Origin of the sequence: Eubacterium sp. ER2 (assembly GCF_000765215.1) — a bacterium.
In the GTDB taxonomy this organism is placed as follows: domain Bacteria; phylum Bacillota; class Clostridia; order Lachnospirales; family Lachnospiraceae; genus Claveliimonas; species Claveliimonas intestinigallinarum.
Map to the genome: position 1 here is coordinate 36,257 of NZ_JPJE01000029.1, position 15,420 is coordinate 51,676.

The window sequence follows — 15,420 nt, forward strand, 5'->3', positions numbered from 1 at the left end:
TCGTTTACCTCGAACACTATTTTACCTCGAATTTATAGCCGATGCCCCACACGGTGGCAAGAGACCAGGACGGATGGTCCTTGATCTTCTCCCGGAGTCGTTTGATGTGCACGTCCACAGTCCGGGTGTCGCCGATGTACTCATAGCCCCAGATCTGGTCCAGAAGCTGTTCCCTTGTGAAGACCTGGTTCGGGGAGGAGGCCAGGAAATAGAGGAGCTCCAGCTCCTTTGGAGGCATATCCACATTTTTTCCGTCCAGGAGGACAGAGTAGTTGGTGAGATTGATGACAATGCCCGGATACTCCACACATTTTCCCCGCTCCTCCTTCGGAGTCTCCTGGCGGGCCGGCTGGTAGCGCCGAAGGACGGCCCTCACTCTGGCCACCATCTCCTTGGAGTCAAAGGGCTTCATGATGTAGTCGTCCGCCCCCAGCTCCAGTCCCAGCACCTTGTCAAACACCTCCCCCTTGGCGGAGAGCATGATGATGGGGGTCTGGGAGCGGCTGCGGATCTCCCGGCACACCTGGTACCCGTCGATGCCGGGCAGCATCAGATCCAGGAGGATCAGGCTGGGATGGTACAGGTCAAATGCCTTCAGAGCCTCCTCCCCGTCGTGGACGATCATGGTGTCAAAGCACTCCTTCGTCAGGTACAGGGAGATCAGCTCCGCAATATTTTCATCGTCATCTACGATCAGTATTTTCTGTTTGTTTACCATAAATATCCTCCCTCTTAAGATGATGTCGGTCTCTATTTGAATTCCACGATGGTGACGCCCGCATCGCCCTCGCCGAAGGCGGCCAGGTGGAAATCCTTCACGTGCTTCTGTCTGCGCAGATATTTGTGGATGCCGCTGCGCAGGGCGCCGGTGCCCTTGCCGTGCACGATGCGCACCTGGTTTATGTGGGCCAGGTAGGCATCGTCCAGATATTTGTCCAGCTCCGCCACGGCCTCGTCCACAGTCTTCCCGAGGAGGTTGATCTCCGGGCTGACGGACAGGGATTTGCCCATCTTCATCTTGCCCTGTGAGGTGCGCCGCAGGTTTTTCGCCGCTGAGTACACGGGCTGCTCCTCAATGATCTCCAGGTCGGAGATGTTGACCTGGGAGTTGAGGATCCCCATCTGCACGTTCACATTTCCCTTCGCGTCAGGCAGGGAGGTGACGGTGCCGTTCAGGTTCAGGCTCAGCACACGGACAGACTCGCCCAGCTTGAAATCGCCGGGCTTATGCTGCTTCCTGGGCTTTGCGGCCGCCAGCTTTTTGCCGGAGCCGGTGGAGGCGATCTTCTTGCGGAGACGCTCCCTTTCCTTCTCCATCTCCGCAGCGGAGATGTTCTCCTTGCCGAATTTGCGGAAATTTTTCATGGTCTCGTCGGCCATCTCCTTGGCCTCCTCCAGGATGGCCCGGGCCTTGTCGTTTGCCTCCTCCAGGATGCGGTCCCTCTGGGCGTCCAGCTTCTCCTGGCGGGCGGCAGTCTCGTTCTTCAGCTTCTCCAGCTCCCGGCGGTAGGCGCTGATCTCCTCCTTCTCCCTGTCGATGGTGCGGCGGCTCTGCTCCAGGTTCGTCAGCAGGTCCTCAAAGGACTCCTCCTGCTCGGAGAGCTGCTTTTTCGCCTCGTCGATGATGTAGTCCGGCAGCCCCAGCCTGCTGGAGATGGCAAAGGCGTTGCTCTTGCCGGGGATGCCGATGAGGAGCCGGTAGGTGGGCCGCAGGGTGGCCACGTCGAACTCGCAGCAGGCATTTTCCACTCCCTCTGTGGAGAGGGCAAACACCTTCAGCTCGCTGTAGTGGGTGGTGGCCATGGTGCGGATGCCCTGCCTGTGGAGATGCTCCAGGATGGCGATGGCCAGGGCGGCTCCCTCGGTGGGGTCTGTGCCGGCCCCCAGCTCGTCGAAGAGCACCAGGCTGTCCGGGGTGATATGCTTCAAAAAGGACACGATGTTTGTCATGTGGGAGGAGAAGGTGCTGAGGCTCTGCTCAATGCTCTGCTCGTCCCCGATGTCCGCGAACACATTGGTAAATACGCCCAGCTCGGAGCGGTCCAGGGCCGGGATGTGGAGGCCTGCCTGGCCCATCAGGGTGAAAAGCCCCACGGTTTTCAGGGAGACTGTCTTTCCTCCTGTGTTGGGGCCTGTGATGATGAGCAGGTCAAAATCCTCCCCCAGCGTGAGAGAGATGGGAACCACGGACTTCGGGTCCAGAAGGGGATGGCGTCCCTGGCGGATCCGGATCCTCCGCTCGCTGTTAAAGAGGGGGCGGCTGGCGTTCATGGAGAGGGCCAGGGCTCCCCGCGCGAAGATGAAGTCCAGCTCTGTCATGGCCTTGTAGTCCGCCCGGATAGCGTCCACGTGCTGAGCAGTCTCATTGCTTAAGTCCGCCAGGATGACCTGGATCTCCTCCTGCTCTTTTCCGTAGAGCTCCTTCAGGTCATTGTTCAGCTTGACGATGGACATGGGCTCGATGAACAGGGTGGAGCCGGTGGAGGACTGGTCGTGGATCATGCCCGGCACCTGGCTTCTGTACTCGGCCTTCACAGGGATGCAGTACCGATCCCCCCTCATGGTGATGAGGGCGTCCTGCAGATAGCTGCGCAGAGGGCCGTTCACAAGGGAGGTCAGGGTGGAGTGTATCTTATCACCGGCCAGACTGATCTGGCGGCGGATGTGCTTCAGCCCCGGGCTGGCCTCGTCGCTGATCTCCTCCTCGCTGATGATGCAGCGGTCAATCTCGCCCGCCAGATTGGTGAGGGGTTCGATCTGGTCAAAATAGACGTCCAGGCAGTCGGCGGCCTCGTCCACTGTCTCGTGGCGGCCGTAGGACTTTGCCCTGCCGGCTGCTTTCAGGACCTTGCAGATGCGAAGGAGTTCTCCGGCCCCCAGGGTTCCGCCGATCTCCAGGCGCTTCAGGGAGTCGCTCACCGGATCGCAGCCGGAGAAGGACAGGCGGCCTTTTTTTACAATCCTTGTGAAGGCGGCCTGGGTCTGCTCCTGGGCGGTCTCGATCTTATTGATGTCCGTGTATGGCTTCAGGGAGCGGCAGGACCGCACGCCTCCCGGGCAGGTCGCCTGGGCGGTGAGAAGGTCCACCACTTTGTCAAATTCCAGTTTTGTCAGTGTCTTATGATTCATGATAGGTTCACCTGTATTCCATGTTTTTTTGTCAGATTTTGTCGCACTTTGCCGTGTCCTGTCGGTATATCCCTGCGCAGCAGGGTGAAGCGAGTTCCTCGCTTCAGATTGCGCTTTTGCGCAATCATTATACCGCATTTACAGGGGAAAGGAAAGGATAATTATTGAACATTGCGGGGGGATATTGTATACTAAAACAAGGATTGCACAAGGAGAAGATGGTCATGGAATATCATGAAAATCCTGAGGAGAGCAGAGAGGAAAACGAAGAGGAAAAGAAAGAAGAATTTTCCTTTATGCAGGAAACCATCAAGGATGAGAACGTAGGATACAGGAAGATCCGAAACATGGTCTTGAGATATGCGGGCCTTGGTCTGATATTCGGACTTGCGGCCTGCCTGGGATTTTATGCCCTCAGGCCATGGGCGGAGGACCGGTTTTCCAGCAATCCCAGGAAAATCACCATCCCGGAGGAGGAAGAGGAGGAGACCCAGGAAGGAGAGGAATGACAGACAGAAGAGACCTCCCCTGTTCTCACAGTGGATGATTACGAGGAACTGAACCAGGCTCTTGTGACTGTGGCCAACACGGTAAACAGGAGCATGGCGGAGATATCTGTCCAGGTTTCCCAGCCGGAAGGGCAGGACCAGGCGCTTGTGGACGAGGACAGCGTGGCGGGCGTCATCTTTGAGGACAACGGCGTGGAGCTCCTGGTGGCGGCCAAAAGTCTGGCCGTGCCTGAGGGAGGCTCTCTGCAGGCCCGGCTTGTGGACGGCAATTCCTACAGCGTCAGTGTGAAGAGGCAGGATACCAACCTTGGCATTGCGGTCTACGCCATTGCGAAAAACACCCTGTCGGAAAATGCCTGGAACCAGATCCAGACAGTGGCTCTGGGTAGCTCCGGGAGCGTCTCAAAGGGAGATCCTGTCATTGCCATCGGCAGCCCCTTCGGGTATTATGGAGGCATGGGCATTGGCGTTGTCTCCTCCACCAGGGAGACGGTCAGCCGGGCGGACGGAGACTACAGCCTGCTGTGCACGGACATTGGCGGCAGCACAAGCGGCACCGGGATCCTGCTCAACACGGACGGTCAGATCATCGGCCTGATCGACCAGGAGCGCTTCTACGGGGACGGGGAGTCCGGGCCTGTGGCGGCCTACGGCATCTCTGACCTGAAGGACGCCCTGGAATTTCTGTCCAACGGGCAGGCGGTGCCCTACATCGGCATACAGGGGGTCACAGTGACAGAGGAGCTGACAGACAGCCAGGGCATTCCTGCCGGCGTTTACGTGCAGGAGGTCAGCGCCGACTCGCCGGCCATGGCGGCGGGCATCCAGAGCGGCGATGTGATCGCCGAGGTGGACGGCACTTCAGTGACCACTCTGTCCGGCTACAACAACGCCCTGATGCAGCAGGAGACAGGCAATGAGATACGGATCCGGGGGCAGCGCCAGGGAACCGGCGGCTATGTGGACATCACTTTCCGGGTGACTGTGGGAAGTAAAGAGTAAGAAAACGCAAAAGACGCAAACCTTAAAAGACGCAAGACAATTAGAAAATTATCAGAAAGAGGCATTTTATATGAGATATATCAACACTCTCTGCGAGGGAGAGACCATCAGGAACATTTACCTGTGCAAGGGCAAACGTTCCGCTGAGACAAGAAACGGCAAACCATACGACAACCTGATCCTCCAGGACAAGACAGGAACACTGGACGGAAAGGTGTGGGATCCCAACTCCAGCGGCATCGCGGACTATGAGGAGATGGATTTCATCGAGGTGTACGGCGAGGTCATCAGCTACAACAACGCGCTGCAGCTGAATATCAAGCAGATCCGCAGGGCCTACGAGGACGAGTACAACCCGGCGGACTATATGCCTTCCACGGAGAAGGATCCGGAGGCCATGTACCAGGAGCTCTTATCCTACGGCCGCCAGGTGAAAAATCCGTATCTCCGGAAGATCATAGAGTACTACTTTGAAAATGACATGGATTTCATCAAGAAATTCAAGAACCACTCTGCGGCCAAGACGGTCCACCACGGCTTTGCCGGCGGCCTTCTGGAGCACACCCTCAGCGTGGTGAAGTTCTGCGAGTACATGGTGGGAGCCTACCCCATCCTGAACAGGGATCTTCTCTACACCGCGGCCATGTGCCATGACATCGGGAAGATCAAGGAGCTGTCTCCCTTCCCGGCAAACGACTACACAGACGACGGCCAGCTTCTGGGCCACATCGTCATCGGCGTGGAGATGATCAGCGACGCCATCCGCACCATCCCGGATTTCCCGGAGGTGCTGGCGAGCGAGCTGAAGCACTGCGTCATCGCCCACCACGGCGAGCTGGAGTACGGCTCCCCGAAGAAGCCGGCCCTGGCCGAGGCCATGGCCCTCAACTTCGCGGACTGCACAGACGCCAAGATGCAGACGCTGACCGAGATCTTCAAGGATAAGCAGGGCAGCAGGGAATGGCTGGGATATAACCGGCTCTTCGAGACAAACCTGCGCCGGACGGAGATGTAAATAGTATTAAATGTATTTGGGGACGTAACAAAGTTTAAAAGTGTTACGTCCCAAATTCATATAACTGGTGCGTAAAAGTGACACAAAGGGGAATATTTATGCAGAAAAATGATTTGGTGACAGTGCGGATAGAGGACATGGGCACTGGTGGAGAGGGCATCGGAAAGGCAGACGGATGCGCTCTTTTTATTAAGGATGCGATCATCGGGGACCTGGTGGAAGCAAAGATCATGAAGATGAAGAAAAACTATGGGTATGCAAGATTAATGAATATTCTTGCGCCCTCACCCGCCCGTCAAAATGCAAGGTGCAAGGAGGCCAGAAGATGCGGCGGCTGCCAGATCCAGGAGATGGATTACAGGCAGCAGCTTGCCTTTAAAAAGGGCAAGGTGGAGAACAACCTTCTGCGGCTCGGCGCAGTGCCAAAAGAGGTGCTGGACGCCGCCATGGAGGGGATCATCGGAATGGACGAGCCCTTCCGTTACCGCAATAAAGCCCAGTATCCCATTGGCAGAGACAGAGAAGGCCATCTGACGGCAGGCTTCTATGCCGGACGGACCCATCAGATCATCCCCCTGCCGGACATGGACTGCGCTCTGGGGGCAGAGGAAAATCAGCCTATCCTGCAGGAGATTCTGGCCTTTATGGGGGAATACCACGTGCAGCCCTACGACGAGGAGTCCCACGCCGGGCTGGTGCGCCATGTGCTGATCCGCAAGGGCTTTGCCACCGGAGAGCTGATGGTCTGTCTAGTCATCAACGGAGACGCCCTTCCCCACAGCGATGTGCTGGCAGAGCGGCTGTCCTCCATCCAGGGCATGACGAGCATCACCTGCAGCGTCAACAGGGAGAAGACAAATGTGATCATGGGAAAGGACATAAAAACCATCTGGGGGCAGGACTATATCACAGACTACATCGGCGATGTGAAATTCCACATTTCTCCCCTCTCCTTTTATCAGGTGAACCCGGTGCAGACGGAGCGGCTCTACGGCACGGCCCTGGAGTTCGCCGGCCTGACGGGAAAGGAGACGGTGTGGGATCTGTACTGCGGCATCGGCACCATCTCCCTCTTCCTCGCCCGGAGGGCAGGCCGCGTCTGCGGGGTGGAGATCGTCCCCCAGGCCATCCGGGATGCCAAAAACAACGCCGCTATCAACGACATTTCCAACGCCCGGTTTTATGTGGGAAAGGCGGAGGAGGTGCTGCCTGGCATGTACGAAAAAGAGGGGGTGCAGGCGGATGTGATCGTGGTGGACCCGCCCCGGAAGGGCTGCGAGCAGATTGTGCTGGAGACCATGGTGAAGATGCGGCCGGATCGGATCGTGTACGTCAGCTGCGACCCCGCCACCCTGGCCCGGGACGTGAAGTACCTGCGGGGGAACGGGTATGAGCTGGACAGGGTGAAGGCGGTGGATATGTTCCCGCATACGGTGCATGTGGAAGTTGTGTGTTTGCTTTCCAAACTTAAAACTTATAAACATATTGATGTGAAATTAGAGATGGATGAATTAATGATATAGTCTATACTTAACCATAGATAGGTGTTAAGAAAAACAAATTATTAGCTGGGTCAGCACCTAAAGTTCATTGAATTCTAACATTTTACTATTGAACATGATACGGAAATAGGTTTGGATAAGCAGGGTAAGGTGTAAGTATAGCATTCAATCATTCGTGGGATATGTTTGAAGGAAGCGATAAATCGGAAGTTAATATTGGTGAAAAATTGAAGAACGATATTATGATTTATAGGGGGCTGATTGTATATAAAAGAGAAGATACTAGGAGAGGTGAAAGGTGGAGAATAAAAGAGATATTTCTAAAAACGTTGAGAGCGAAATTATCATATATCAGACGGAAGATGGACACACAAAAATTGACGTTAAGTTTGAAGATGAGACCGTTTGGCTTACACAGGCACAATTATGCGAACTATACAAAACCAGTAAATCCAATATCAGCGAGCATATCAAACACATTTTTGAAGAGGGAGAACTGGAAGAAAATTCAGTTGTTCGGAAACTCCGAACAACTGCTACTGATGGGAAAAAATATAATACAACACATTATAATCTTGATATGATTATTTCTCTTGGATATAGAGTGAGATCCAAGATTGCTACAAATTTCCGCCGGTGGGCTACCGAACGATTAAAAGAGTACATGATCAAAGGCTTTATAATGGATGATGAGCGGTTGAAAAATCTGGGCGGAGGTAACTACTGGAAAGAGCTGTTAGACCGCATACGGGATATACGTTCGTCTGAAAAGGTTATGTACCGGCAGGTTCTTGACCTTTATGCAACGAGTGTTGACTATGATCCCAAGAGCAGTGAATCTATTGCCTTTTTTAAAATGGTGCAGAACAAATTGCATTATGCAGCACACGGACATACAGCAGCAGAGGTTATATACGAGCGTGCGGATGCGAGTCAGCCTTTCATGGGATTAAAGAGTTTTCCTGGTGACTTTCCTGCTTTAAAGGATATAGGCATTGCAAAGAATTACCTTAATGATGAAGAATTAAAAATATTGAATAATATTGTATCAGGATATTTTGATTTTGCGGAAATACAGGCTATGCGTCATCATCCTATGTATATGTCAGATTATGTGGAGCATCTTGATAATGTTTTGAAGACTACAGGGGAAAAGGTGCTGCAGGGTGCAGGTACAATCAGCCATGCGCAGGCAATTGAGAAGGCGACAGAAGAGTATAGAAAATATCAGACACAGAATTTGTCGCCAGTTGAAGAGGAATATTTGGAAAGCATTAAAAATATTCAAAGCATAGTGAAGAAAAAAGATAATAATTAATAGAACAGGATACTTCCATGTAAATAGCAGAGTTGAAGAGGTTTTTGGGAAAATAGTGTAAATATTAGTTTGGACAACGAAGAACATGTGGAGACGGCGTCGCTTTTATCCTGCAAATCCCCAGACAGTGTAATGTAAAGGTGGAATTTGGAGAAGGTGATGATAAGATATCGTCAGATGCGATTACAGAGCAGATAGTCCCATTACATCAGAAAGCCTATGAGGTTTATTTGCCGTTGGTTGAAGATGTGTGCAGCAGAACCGTGTCAGAAGATGAATTGTCACATTTGTTAGATTATTTACTGGACTTTGCGTGTGATGAAAAAATGTTGAGATTGTACAAAAGGGTATGTAGAAAGTATTTGGATGTATATCCCAGTTGTATTAGGGATTATATTGAAGCATATTGGGAAATGTGGGAAGATGAAGGTGAATTGGAAAACGATTTATGAATTAGGCGGAGGATGTATGTTCTAAAAGATATGTTGCCTCAGTTTATGCTGGGGAGAGGAGGATGTTTATGGCGAAAATTGTTAAGGAGACTATCCATGCAAAAGGTATTGACATAGGAATCTATACTACAAATTTTGAAAATGAATTTATTTCATTAACGGATATTGCAAAATATCGAAATGAGGACGACCCGCGATTTGTGATTCAAAACTGGATGCGAAATAGAAATACGATTGAGTTTTTAGGCGTTTGGGAAGAATTGCATAATCCAGATTTTAACCGTGTGCAATTCGAGGCGGTTAAAAATGAGGCTGGATTAAACCGTTTTGTTATGACACCGACAAAGTGGATTACGCAGATGAATGCTATCGGTATTGTCTCAAAAGCAGGACGTTATGGCGGAACATATGCCCATAGCGATATTGCTATGTCTTTTGCAACCTGGATTTCGCCTGAATTCCAGTTATATATCATGAAAGATTACAGGAGATTAAAGACTGATGAGAATAGTCGGCTATCTCTGAATTGGAATTTGAACAGAGAGATTTCTAAGTTGAATTACAAGATACATACTGACGCGATTAAGGATAATTTGCTACCGCCAGAATTAACACCCGCACAGGTAGCGTATACCTATGCTAATGAAGCGGATCTGTTGAATGTTGTTTTGTTTGGAAAGACCGCAAAGCAATGGAAAGAAGAAAATCCGAATGTTAAGGGGAATATGCGGGATGTAGCAACGCTGAATCAATTACTGGTACTTTCAAATCTGGAAAGCTATAATGCGGTTTTAATTAGTCAAGAAAAGAACCAGAAAGAGCGGATGGAATTGTTGCGGCAGTTGGCAGTACAGCAGTTACAGACGTTGGAAACGATGAGCTTGAATAATTTACCGAATTTGGAAGTTGAAATGTAAGAAGAAAGTTTTGGCTATTTGTGTATTAGTAAAGATAGTGGAGAGGTGAAAGGTCATGAGATTGTACTCCCAGAAAAGTATAAAGAGTAGCTTATGATCATAAAGCTGGCAGAATCCGACCAATTGGTACTATGATCCGGAAACTGAAGAGTTCGTGGATTTCGGAGAGAATAAATCTATTCCTTGCGCGGTGATTGATCTACATAACCCAGTATGCAGTCCTGTTATTGAGAGCCGGAATAAAAGCGACGAATATAAAAGAGACGGACAAGGAGAAAACGGCACCTACAGAGGATGAAATCATCCGCCATCTTGCTGGATTCGTATCCAGACTGTGGCAGATCCATGTGTTTGGCGAGGGCAACACCAGAACGACAGCGGTGTTCTTCATTAAGTATTTACGAACGCTGGTCTTTGACCTGTTTTCGAAAACGGATAAAGGGAAAAATCGGAGGACGTCAAACATGAGTTATTTCAAAAATATTACAGTAGGAGAAATGTGCGTTTGGAGGAACGAAATCATAAGGTTTGATCCGGACAGTTCTCCGTCGGCGTGGACACATTATCGCACAATTTATGAAGGCAGAATCGAAGGATATGATTTTAGCCGTCTGTCCTTTTATATCAGATACAGTGAATTCGGTGATTTAAATAGATGCTTTTGTGGCGAAAGAAACATTTGGCTTAATTACATTGATCTGCCATCGCCTGACAGCAGGGACTACAATCGTTTGTTTGCTTTAAAAGATGACACAGTAAGGATTGAAAAAGAAGGTGTGACCTACATAGAGCCGGCCTATAGATACGGGGGAGAATGTGACTTCAATTTTAATGAAAAGAAGTATAAACTGTTTAAAGAAATCATAGGCGGTGACGCGTATGCACTGGACAGACTAGAAAAGTGCAGGGCAAAGCATCATACCCTCATTAATTTTTCGTTGATGCAGGCATTGGGTAATATGCAGGGAGTCAAGGGCGAAGAGGATTATGACCGACTTGATGTGTTTATTCATAAGCTGAACCAGTATTTTGAGGGGAGTTCAGATGAGGTAGTTTGCTCGGCGGGCAGAAACCGGGAATTCTTAGAAAAATATTTGCATAGTTTTTGCGATATATATGACTATTGCGAAAAAATATATTTTATTGACAGTAAAGAATTTGTTGATGAAATAATAAGGCAAGGAGCCCTGCCAATAGCAGGATGTAGAGATGTCATAAGGTACATGAACCTGGCAGACGAGTTTTGGAGGAGGAAGAGGATAAAAATAGAGGAAATCTATCGCAAAAGAAGTTAAGCGAGCTCTCGGCGAATATAATTTGGGCCTGTTTCTCTTTCACATTGTGGATAAGAGGGTGAGGCAGCAGTATGAGGTGAGGAAGAGGTGAGGACCACAAAGACCGCCGGTTCCCGGAGAACAAAATTCAATCAATGACAAAATATTTATGGAAACTGTCTGGGATGTGTGCTAGTATATATAAAGCATTATATTTCTGGCAGTTTTTTCCTTGCTTTTTATTTTGAAAATAGTTTACGTGGAAGGAAAATTGATGGTGAGCTGATTGAGTGTTGGTAAAAATTTAGCTTATGGATAGTTTGTAAGAGAAGGTACATTACGAATAAAATATACAAAAATACTTTATACAGAATGTGCTTTCTTGGTTTCACATCCACAAAAATGTGAGATTGTGGTGTGGGATTAAATGATATATTATCCTCCCATCCCGCCCCTCTCCCCTCCCTGTGTTACACTACCCTCATACCAAACAACAAGGAGGAAAAGAGATGAATCTTACGACGGCACTCAGAGATTACCTTGAATTTTGCAGATACCGGAAGGAATTGGATGTGAAGACGCTGAAAGCGTACCGGATCAACCTGCGGCAGATGGCAGAGTATCTGGACGGGCGTGAATGTACCCGGCAGAACCTGGAGAAATACGTAACGCACCTTCATAAGCAGTTCGGGAAAAAGACCGTTAAGCGGAAAATAGCCAGCATGAAGGCCTTCTTCAGTTACCTTGAAGAGGAGGAGCGGATTGAAAGAAATCCCTTTGAGAAGATCAAAGTGCGATTGCCAGCAGCAGCCATTTCTTTGTGAACCGGAGAGGCAGGGCCATGTCCGAGCAGTCTATAAGAAATATGCTTCACAGCTATCAGGAAAAGGCCCATTTGCCGGGAAATATCACGCCGCACATGTTCCGACATTCAGTGGCTACCTATCTGCTGGAGGAGGATGTGGATATTGCCTATATCCAAAAGCTGCTGGGACACAGCTCCATTAAGACGACGCAGATCTATATACACGTGGCGTCCAAAAAGCAGGCGGAGCTTTTGAAGGAGAGGCATCCGAGAAATAAAATGAGTATCCGCTGAGCACAGATTGTCTCTGATAAGTGGAGACACTGGCGGCAAGGTAAAATAACTGTAAAACTCAGGTGAAGTCTCATCATTTGGAAACAGATAAAAAATATCAATAACATAATGCCGCCTGCACAATCGCATAAAAAAATCGTCTCCTACAGTTGGAAAAACAATGAAATTGTACAAAAAAATGGGATGTTTTGGCGGGGGATTGAAAAAAATGAGGTAAACCATTATAATAGAAACAGTCTCTAAAGGGTAAAAAAGGAGAAGACGATTATGAAACATGCTGGAACTGCTTTGAAAATGCTGGTGCTCTGCTGTTTAGTGCTGTGCAGCGCAGGTATTGTCATGTATATTGGGGCAGGGACTGTTGTGACAGAGACAGTAGATCCGCTCCGGGCGGTGATCGCTGCGGTGATTGCTCTGGCAGCCGGATTGATTATTTTTTTCAAACGACACATTGTGAACTAGAATGAGAACTGACTGGCTGCAGGATGAGACAGATCAGTTTTTTTCACGTGACATGACGTGTCTGATACTGAATGGAAAAAAGGAACAGGGAAATGAGTGGAGAAAAACAGGGAAAACAATTAAAATGGATACATAAAGCGCTGATCCTAGCCGCCGCGGATGTGGCGATCATCCTGGCGTCCTATCTGGGAGCGCTTTTGCTGCGGTTTGATTTTGTGCTCTCCAGCATCCCGCCGGAGTATATCCAGGGCTATCTGTGGTCCATGCCCTTCTGGGTCGCCGCAACGCTGGTCGTGTTTTACGGCTGCCGACTGTACCACAGTATCTGGAGCCTGGCCAGTGTGGCAGAGTTCAGAAGGATACTGGCAGCCTATGTCATATTGCTGGTGGTCTATGTGGCGGGCATGATCTTTATGGGGCTTCGCATGCCCAGATCCTACTATTTCATGGGATATATCATCAGCTTCTGCCTGACGACGGGGGTGCGCTTCTCCTACCGGATCCTGCGGATGTACGCGATCCGGGAGGACAATGCGGCAAACGCGGACAAGATTCATGACCGGGTTATGATCATCGGAGCCGGAAGCGCGGGTCAGGTTCTGATCAAGGAGCTGCTGAGCTCTGAGAAGACCCATGTGCAGGTGTGCTGTGTCATTGACGATAACCCCAACAAGCTGGGCCGGTCGCTGGAGGGGATTCCCATCGTGGGAAACCGGTACGATATTGTGGAGATGGCGGAAAAATATAACATCAATCGCATTATCTACGCCATTCCCGCAACAACAGGCAAAAACCGCAAGGATATCCTGAACATCTGCAAGGAGACAAAATGCCGGATGCAGACAGTGCCTGGCGTCTATCAGCTGGTAAACGGCGAGGTCAGCGTCAGCACGCTGCGCAATGTAGAGATCACAGATCTGCTGGGCCGCGCCCAGGTCCGGGTCAATAACGAAGAGATCTTTGCCGCTATTAAAGGTTTGAACGTACTAGTAACAGGTGGTGGAGGCTCTATTGGGTCAGAACTTTGCCGGCAGATCGCCCAGGCACAGCCCAGGAGGCTGATCATCTTTGATATATATGAAAATAACGCCTATGAGATACAGCAGGAGCTGATCCGGAAATACGGGGACACGCTGGACCTGGTAGTGCTCATCGGCTCTGTCAGAAATACCAACCGGATCGGCTGGGTGATGGATAAATATAAACCCGATGTGGTGTTCCATGCGGCGGCACACAAGCATGTACCGCTGATGGAGGACAGCCCTAACGAGGCCATCAAGAACAATGTCCTTGGCACCTACAAGACAGCAAAGGCAGCAGCCAGGGCGGGGGTAAGAAAATTTGTCCTCATCTCTACTGACAAGGCTGTCAACCCCACCAACATCATGGGGGCGTCCAAGCGCCTCTGTGAGATGGTGGTGCAGATGATGAACCGGAAATGCCCGGATACAGATTTCGTGGCAGTCAGGTTCGGAAACGTACTGGGAAGCAACGGAAGCGTCATCCCGCTCTTTAAGAAACAGATTGCGGCGGGCGGACCGGTTACCGTTACTGATAAAAATATCATCCGCTACTTTATGACCATTCCTGAGGCGGTCTCACTGGTGCTCCAGGCGTCCTACTACGCAAAGGGCGGTGAGATATTTGTCCTGGACATGGGGGCTCCTGTCCGGATCGACGACATGGCGCGAAATCTGATCCGCCTGTCAGGCTACGAGCCGGATGTGGACATCATGATCGAGTACACCGGCCTGCGTCCGGGTGAGAAGCTCTTTGAGGAGCTGCTCATGGACGAGGAAGGGCTGCAGGATACAGAAAATGAGCTGATCCACATTGGAAAGCCCATAGAGATGGATGATGAGTGGTTTGAGGTACAGCTCAAGAGGCTGGACCGGGAGAGCAAGATAGAAAACGGCCATATCAAAGAGCTGGTGGCAGAGATCGTGCCAACCTATCACCCAAAGCCCTCCGACCTGGGAGAACAGGAACCACAGCAGGCTTCATAGTTTGATATTTTCAGGATTCCAAAGGAAGTCAGATCGTCGCCTTGCCGCGTCTGGCTTCGTTGGATGATATAGTGTCTCCGCAGTTTCTGCCTTTTTTCGGGGCAGAAATGGCGGAGCCTGCTCTTTTTTACCTGTTTAACAGGAAATTTCATAAATGATCATAAGGCAAGGGATAATTAAACAAGGAGAAATACCAGACTATGTGGTACGTCATGCAGGTGCGCACAGGCACCGAAGAGAGTATCCGCATCCAGTGCCAGAGCAATATACCCGCCGGCGTGCTGGAGAGATGCTTTGTCCCTTACTATGAAGAGAGAAAACATATCCGGGGTACATGGATCACACAGAAGAAGGTCCTGTTTCCCGGGTATGTTTTTGTCGTTACAGACAAATTGGATCAGCTCTACGAGTCTCTGCGAACTGTCATCGGCCTCACAAAGCTGATCGGCACCGGCCGGGATATCGTTCCCCTGACAGACCAGGAGAAGCACTTCCTCCTGGAGTTTGGCGGCGAGGAGCAGATGGTCGCCATGTCCGAGGGGATCATAGAGAATTCCAAGGTGCACGTCTACTCCGGGCCCCTCAAGGGCAAGGAGGGCTACATCCGGAAGATCGACCGGCACAAGCGCAAGGCCTGGCTGGAGATCGAGATGTTCGGCAGGCTGCAGAAGGTGCAGGTGGGATTGGAGATCGTGGTGAAGACGTAGGGATAAGAAGTAATATGAGAAGAAATGA

15 protein-coding genes are annotated in these 15,420 nt (G+C 50.3%); 13 read left to right on the forward strand and 2 right to left on the reverse strand.

The annotated features are described in order from the left end of the window. Window positions 1-16: 16 nt before the first annotated feature. Complete coding sequence (locus tag NI21_RS0110815) at window positions 17-718, reverse strand: response regulator transcription factor (RefSeq protein ID WP_033126231.1); 702 nt, start codon at window positions 716-718, stop codon at window positions 17-19. Window positions 719-750: 32 nt separating this feature from the next. Then, window positions 751-3,129, reverse strand: a complete 2,379-nt coding sequence (locus tag NI21_RS0110820; protein WP_033126232.1) for an endonuclease MutS2 — start codon at window positions 3,127-3,129, stop codon at window positions 751-753. 224 nt (window positions 3,130-3,353) lie between these two features. On the opposite strand from NI21_RS0110820, the gene NI21_RS16110 reads away from it, so the two are divergent. The 13 genes from NI21_RS16110 to loaP all read left to right on the forward strand — a co-directional run bounded on the left by NI21_RS16110 (window position 3,354) and on the right by loaP (window position 15,392). Beyond that, the gene (locus NI21_RS16110) at window positions 3,354-3,638 is read left to right on the forward strand and encodes a hypothetical protein (protein WP_052084063.1); all 285 of its coding nucleotides are present in this window, start codon (window positions 3,354-3,356) and stop codon (window positions 3,636-3,638) included. Window positions 3,639-3,668: 30 nt separating this feature from the next. Then, entirely contained in the window at window positions 3,669-4,640 is a 972-nt protein-coding gene (locus tag NI21_RS15890; protein WP_052084064.1) for a S1C family serine protease, read from the forward strand. A gap of 70 nt (window positions 4,641-4,710) precedes the next feature. After that, entirely contained in the window at window positions 4,711-5,655 is a 945-nt protein-coding gene (locus tag NI21_RS0110830; RefSeq protein ID WP_033126233.1) for a 3'-5' exoribonuclease YhaM family protein, read from the forward strand. A gap of 98 nt (window positions 5,656-5,753) precedes the next feature. Continuing rightward, window positions 5,754-7,178 carry a 23S rRNA (uracil(1939)-C(5))-methyltransferase RlmD gene (rlmD, locus tag NI21_RS0110835; protein WP_033126234.1) on the forward strand — a complete coding sequence of 475 codons (1,425 nt, stop codon included), beginning with the start codon at window positions 5,754-5,756 and terminating at the stop codon, window positions 7,176-7,178. Window positions 7,179-7,455: 277 nt separating this feature from the next. Then, a complete protein-coding gene (locus NI21_RS0110840) occupies window positions 7,456-8,475 on the forward strand; it encodes a virulence RhuM family protein (protein WP_052084065.1) in 1,020 nt (339 codons plus the stop codon). A 140-nt stretch (window positions 8,476-8,615) separates the two neighbouring features. Further along, entirely contained in the window at window positions 8,616-8,927 is a 312-nt protein-coding gene (locus NI21_RS16470; RefSeq protein WP_242842848.1) for a hypothetical protein, read from the forward strand. A 68-nt stretch (window positions 8,928-8,995) separates the two neighbouring features. After that, window positions 8,996-9,844 (forward strand): KilA-N domain-containing protein, encoded by an 849-nt coding sequence (locus NI21_RS0110845; protein ID WP_033126235.1) that lies wholly within the window; start codon window positions 8,996-8,998, stop codon window positions 9,842-9,844. Window positions 9,845-10,308: 464 nt separating this feature from the next. Then, on the forward strand, window positions 10,309-11,139 hold the full coding sequence (locus NI21_RS16905) for a hypothetical protein (RefSeq protein WP_197052624.1): 831 nt from the start codon (window positions 10,309-10,311) through the stop codon (window positions 11,137-11,139). 488 nt (window positions 11,140-11,627) lie between these two features. Beyond that, window positions 11,628-11,942, forward strand: coding sequence for a site-specific integrase (locus tag NI21_RS17270; RefSeq protein ID WP_033126236.1), 315 nt, complete (start codon window positions 11,628-11,630; stop codon window positions 11,940-11,942). Between the two features lie 17 nt (window positions 11,943-11,959). Then, the gene (locus tag NI21_RS17275) at window positions 11,960-12,217 is read left to right on the forward strand and encodes a tyrosine-type recombinase/integrase (RefSeq protein WP_033126237.1); all 258 of its coding nucleotides are present in this window, start codon (window positions 11,960-11,962) and stop codon (window positions 12,215-12,217) included. Window positions 12,218-12,484: 267 nt separating this feature from the next. After that, window positions 12,485-12,679 carry a hypothetical protein gene (locus NI21_RS0110865; protein ID WP_033126238.1) on the forward strand — a complete coding sequence of 65 codons (195 nt, stop codon included), beginning with the start codon at window positions 12,485-12,487 and terminating at the stop codon, window positions 12,677-12,679. 92 nt (window positions 12,680-12,771) lie between these two features. Further along, complete coding sequence (locus NI21_RS0110870) at window positions 12,772-14,685, forward strand: nucleoside-diphosphate sugar epimerase/dehydratase (RefSeq protein WP_033126239.1); 1,914 nt, start codon at window positions 12,772-12,774, stop codon at window positions 14,683-14,685. Between the two features lie 200 nt (window positions 14,686-14,885). After that, window positions 14,886-15,392, forward strand: coding sequence for an antiterminator LoaP (gene loaP, locus NI21_RS0110875; protein ID WP_033126240.1), 507 nt, complete (start codon window positions 14,886-14,888; stop codon window positions 15,390-15,392). Window positions 15,393-15,420 lie beyond the last annotated feature (28 nt).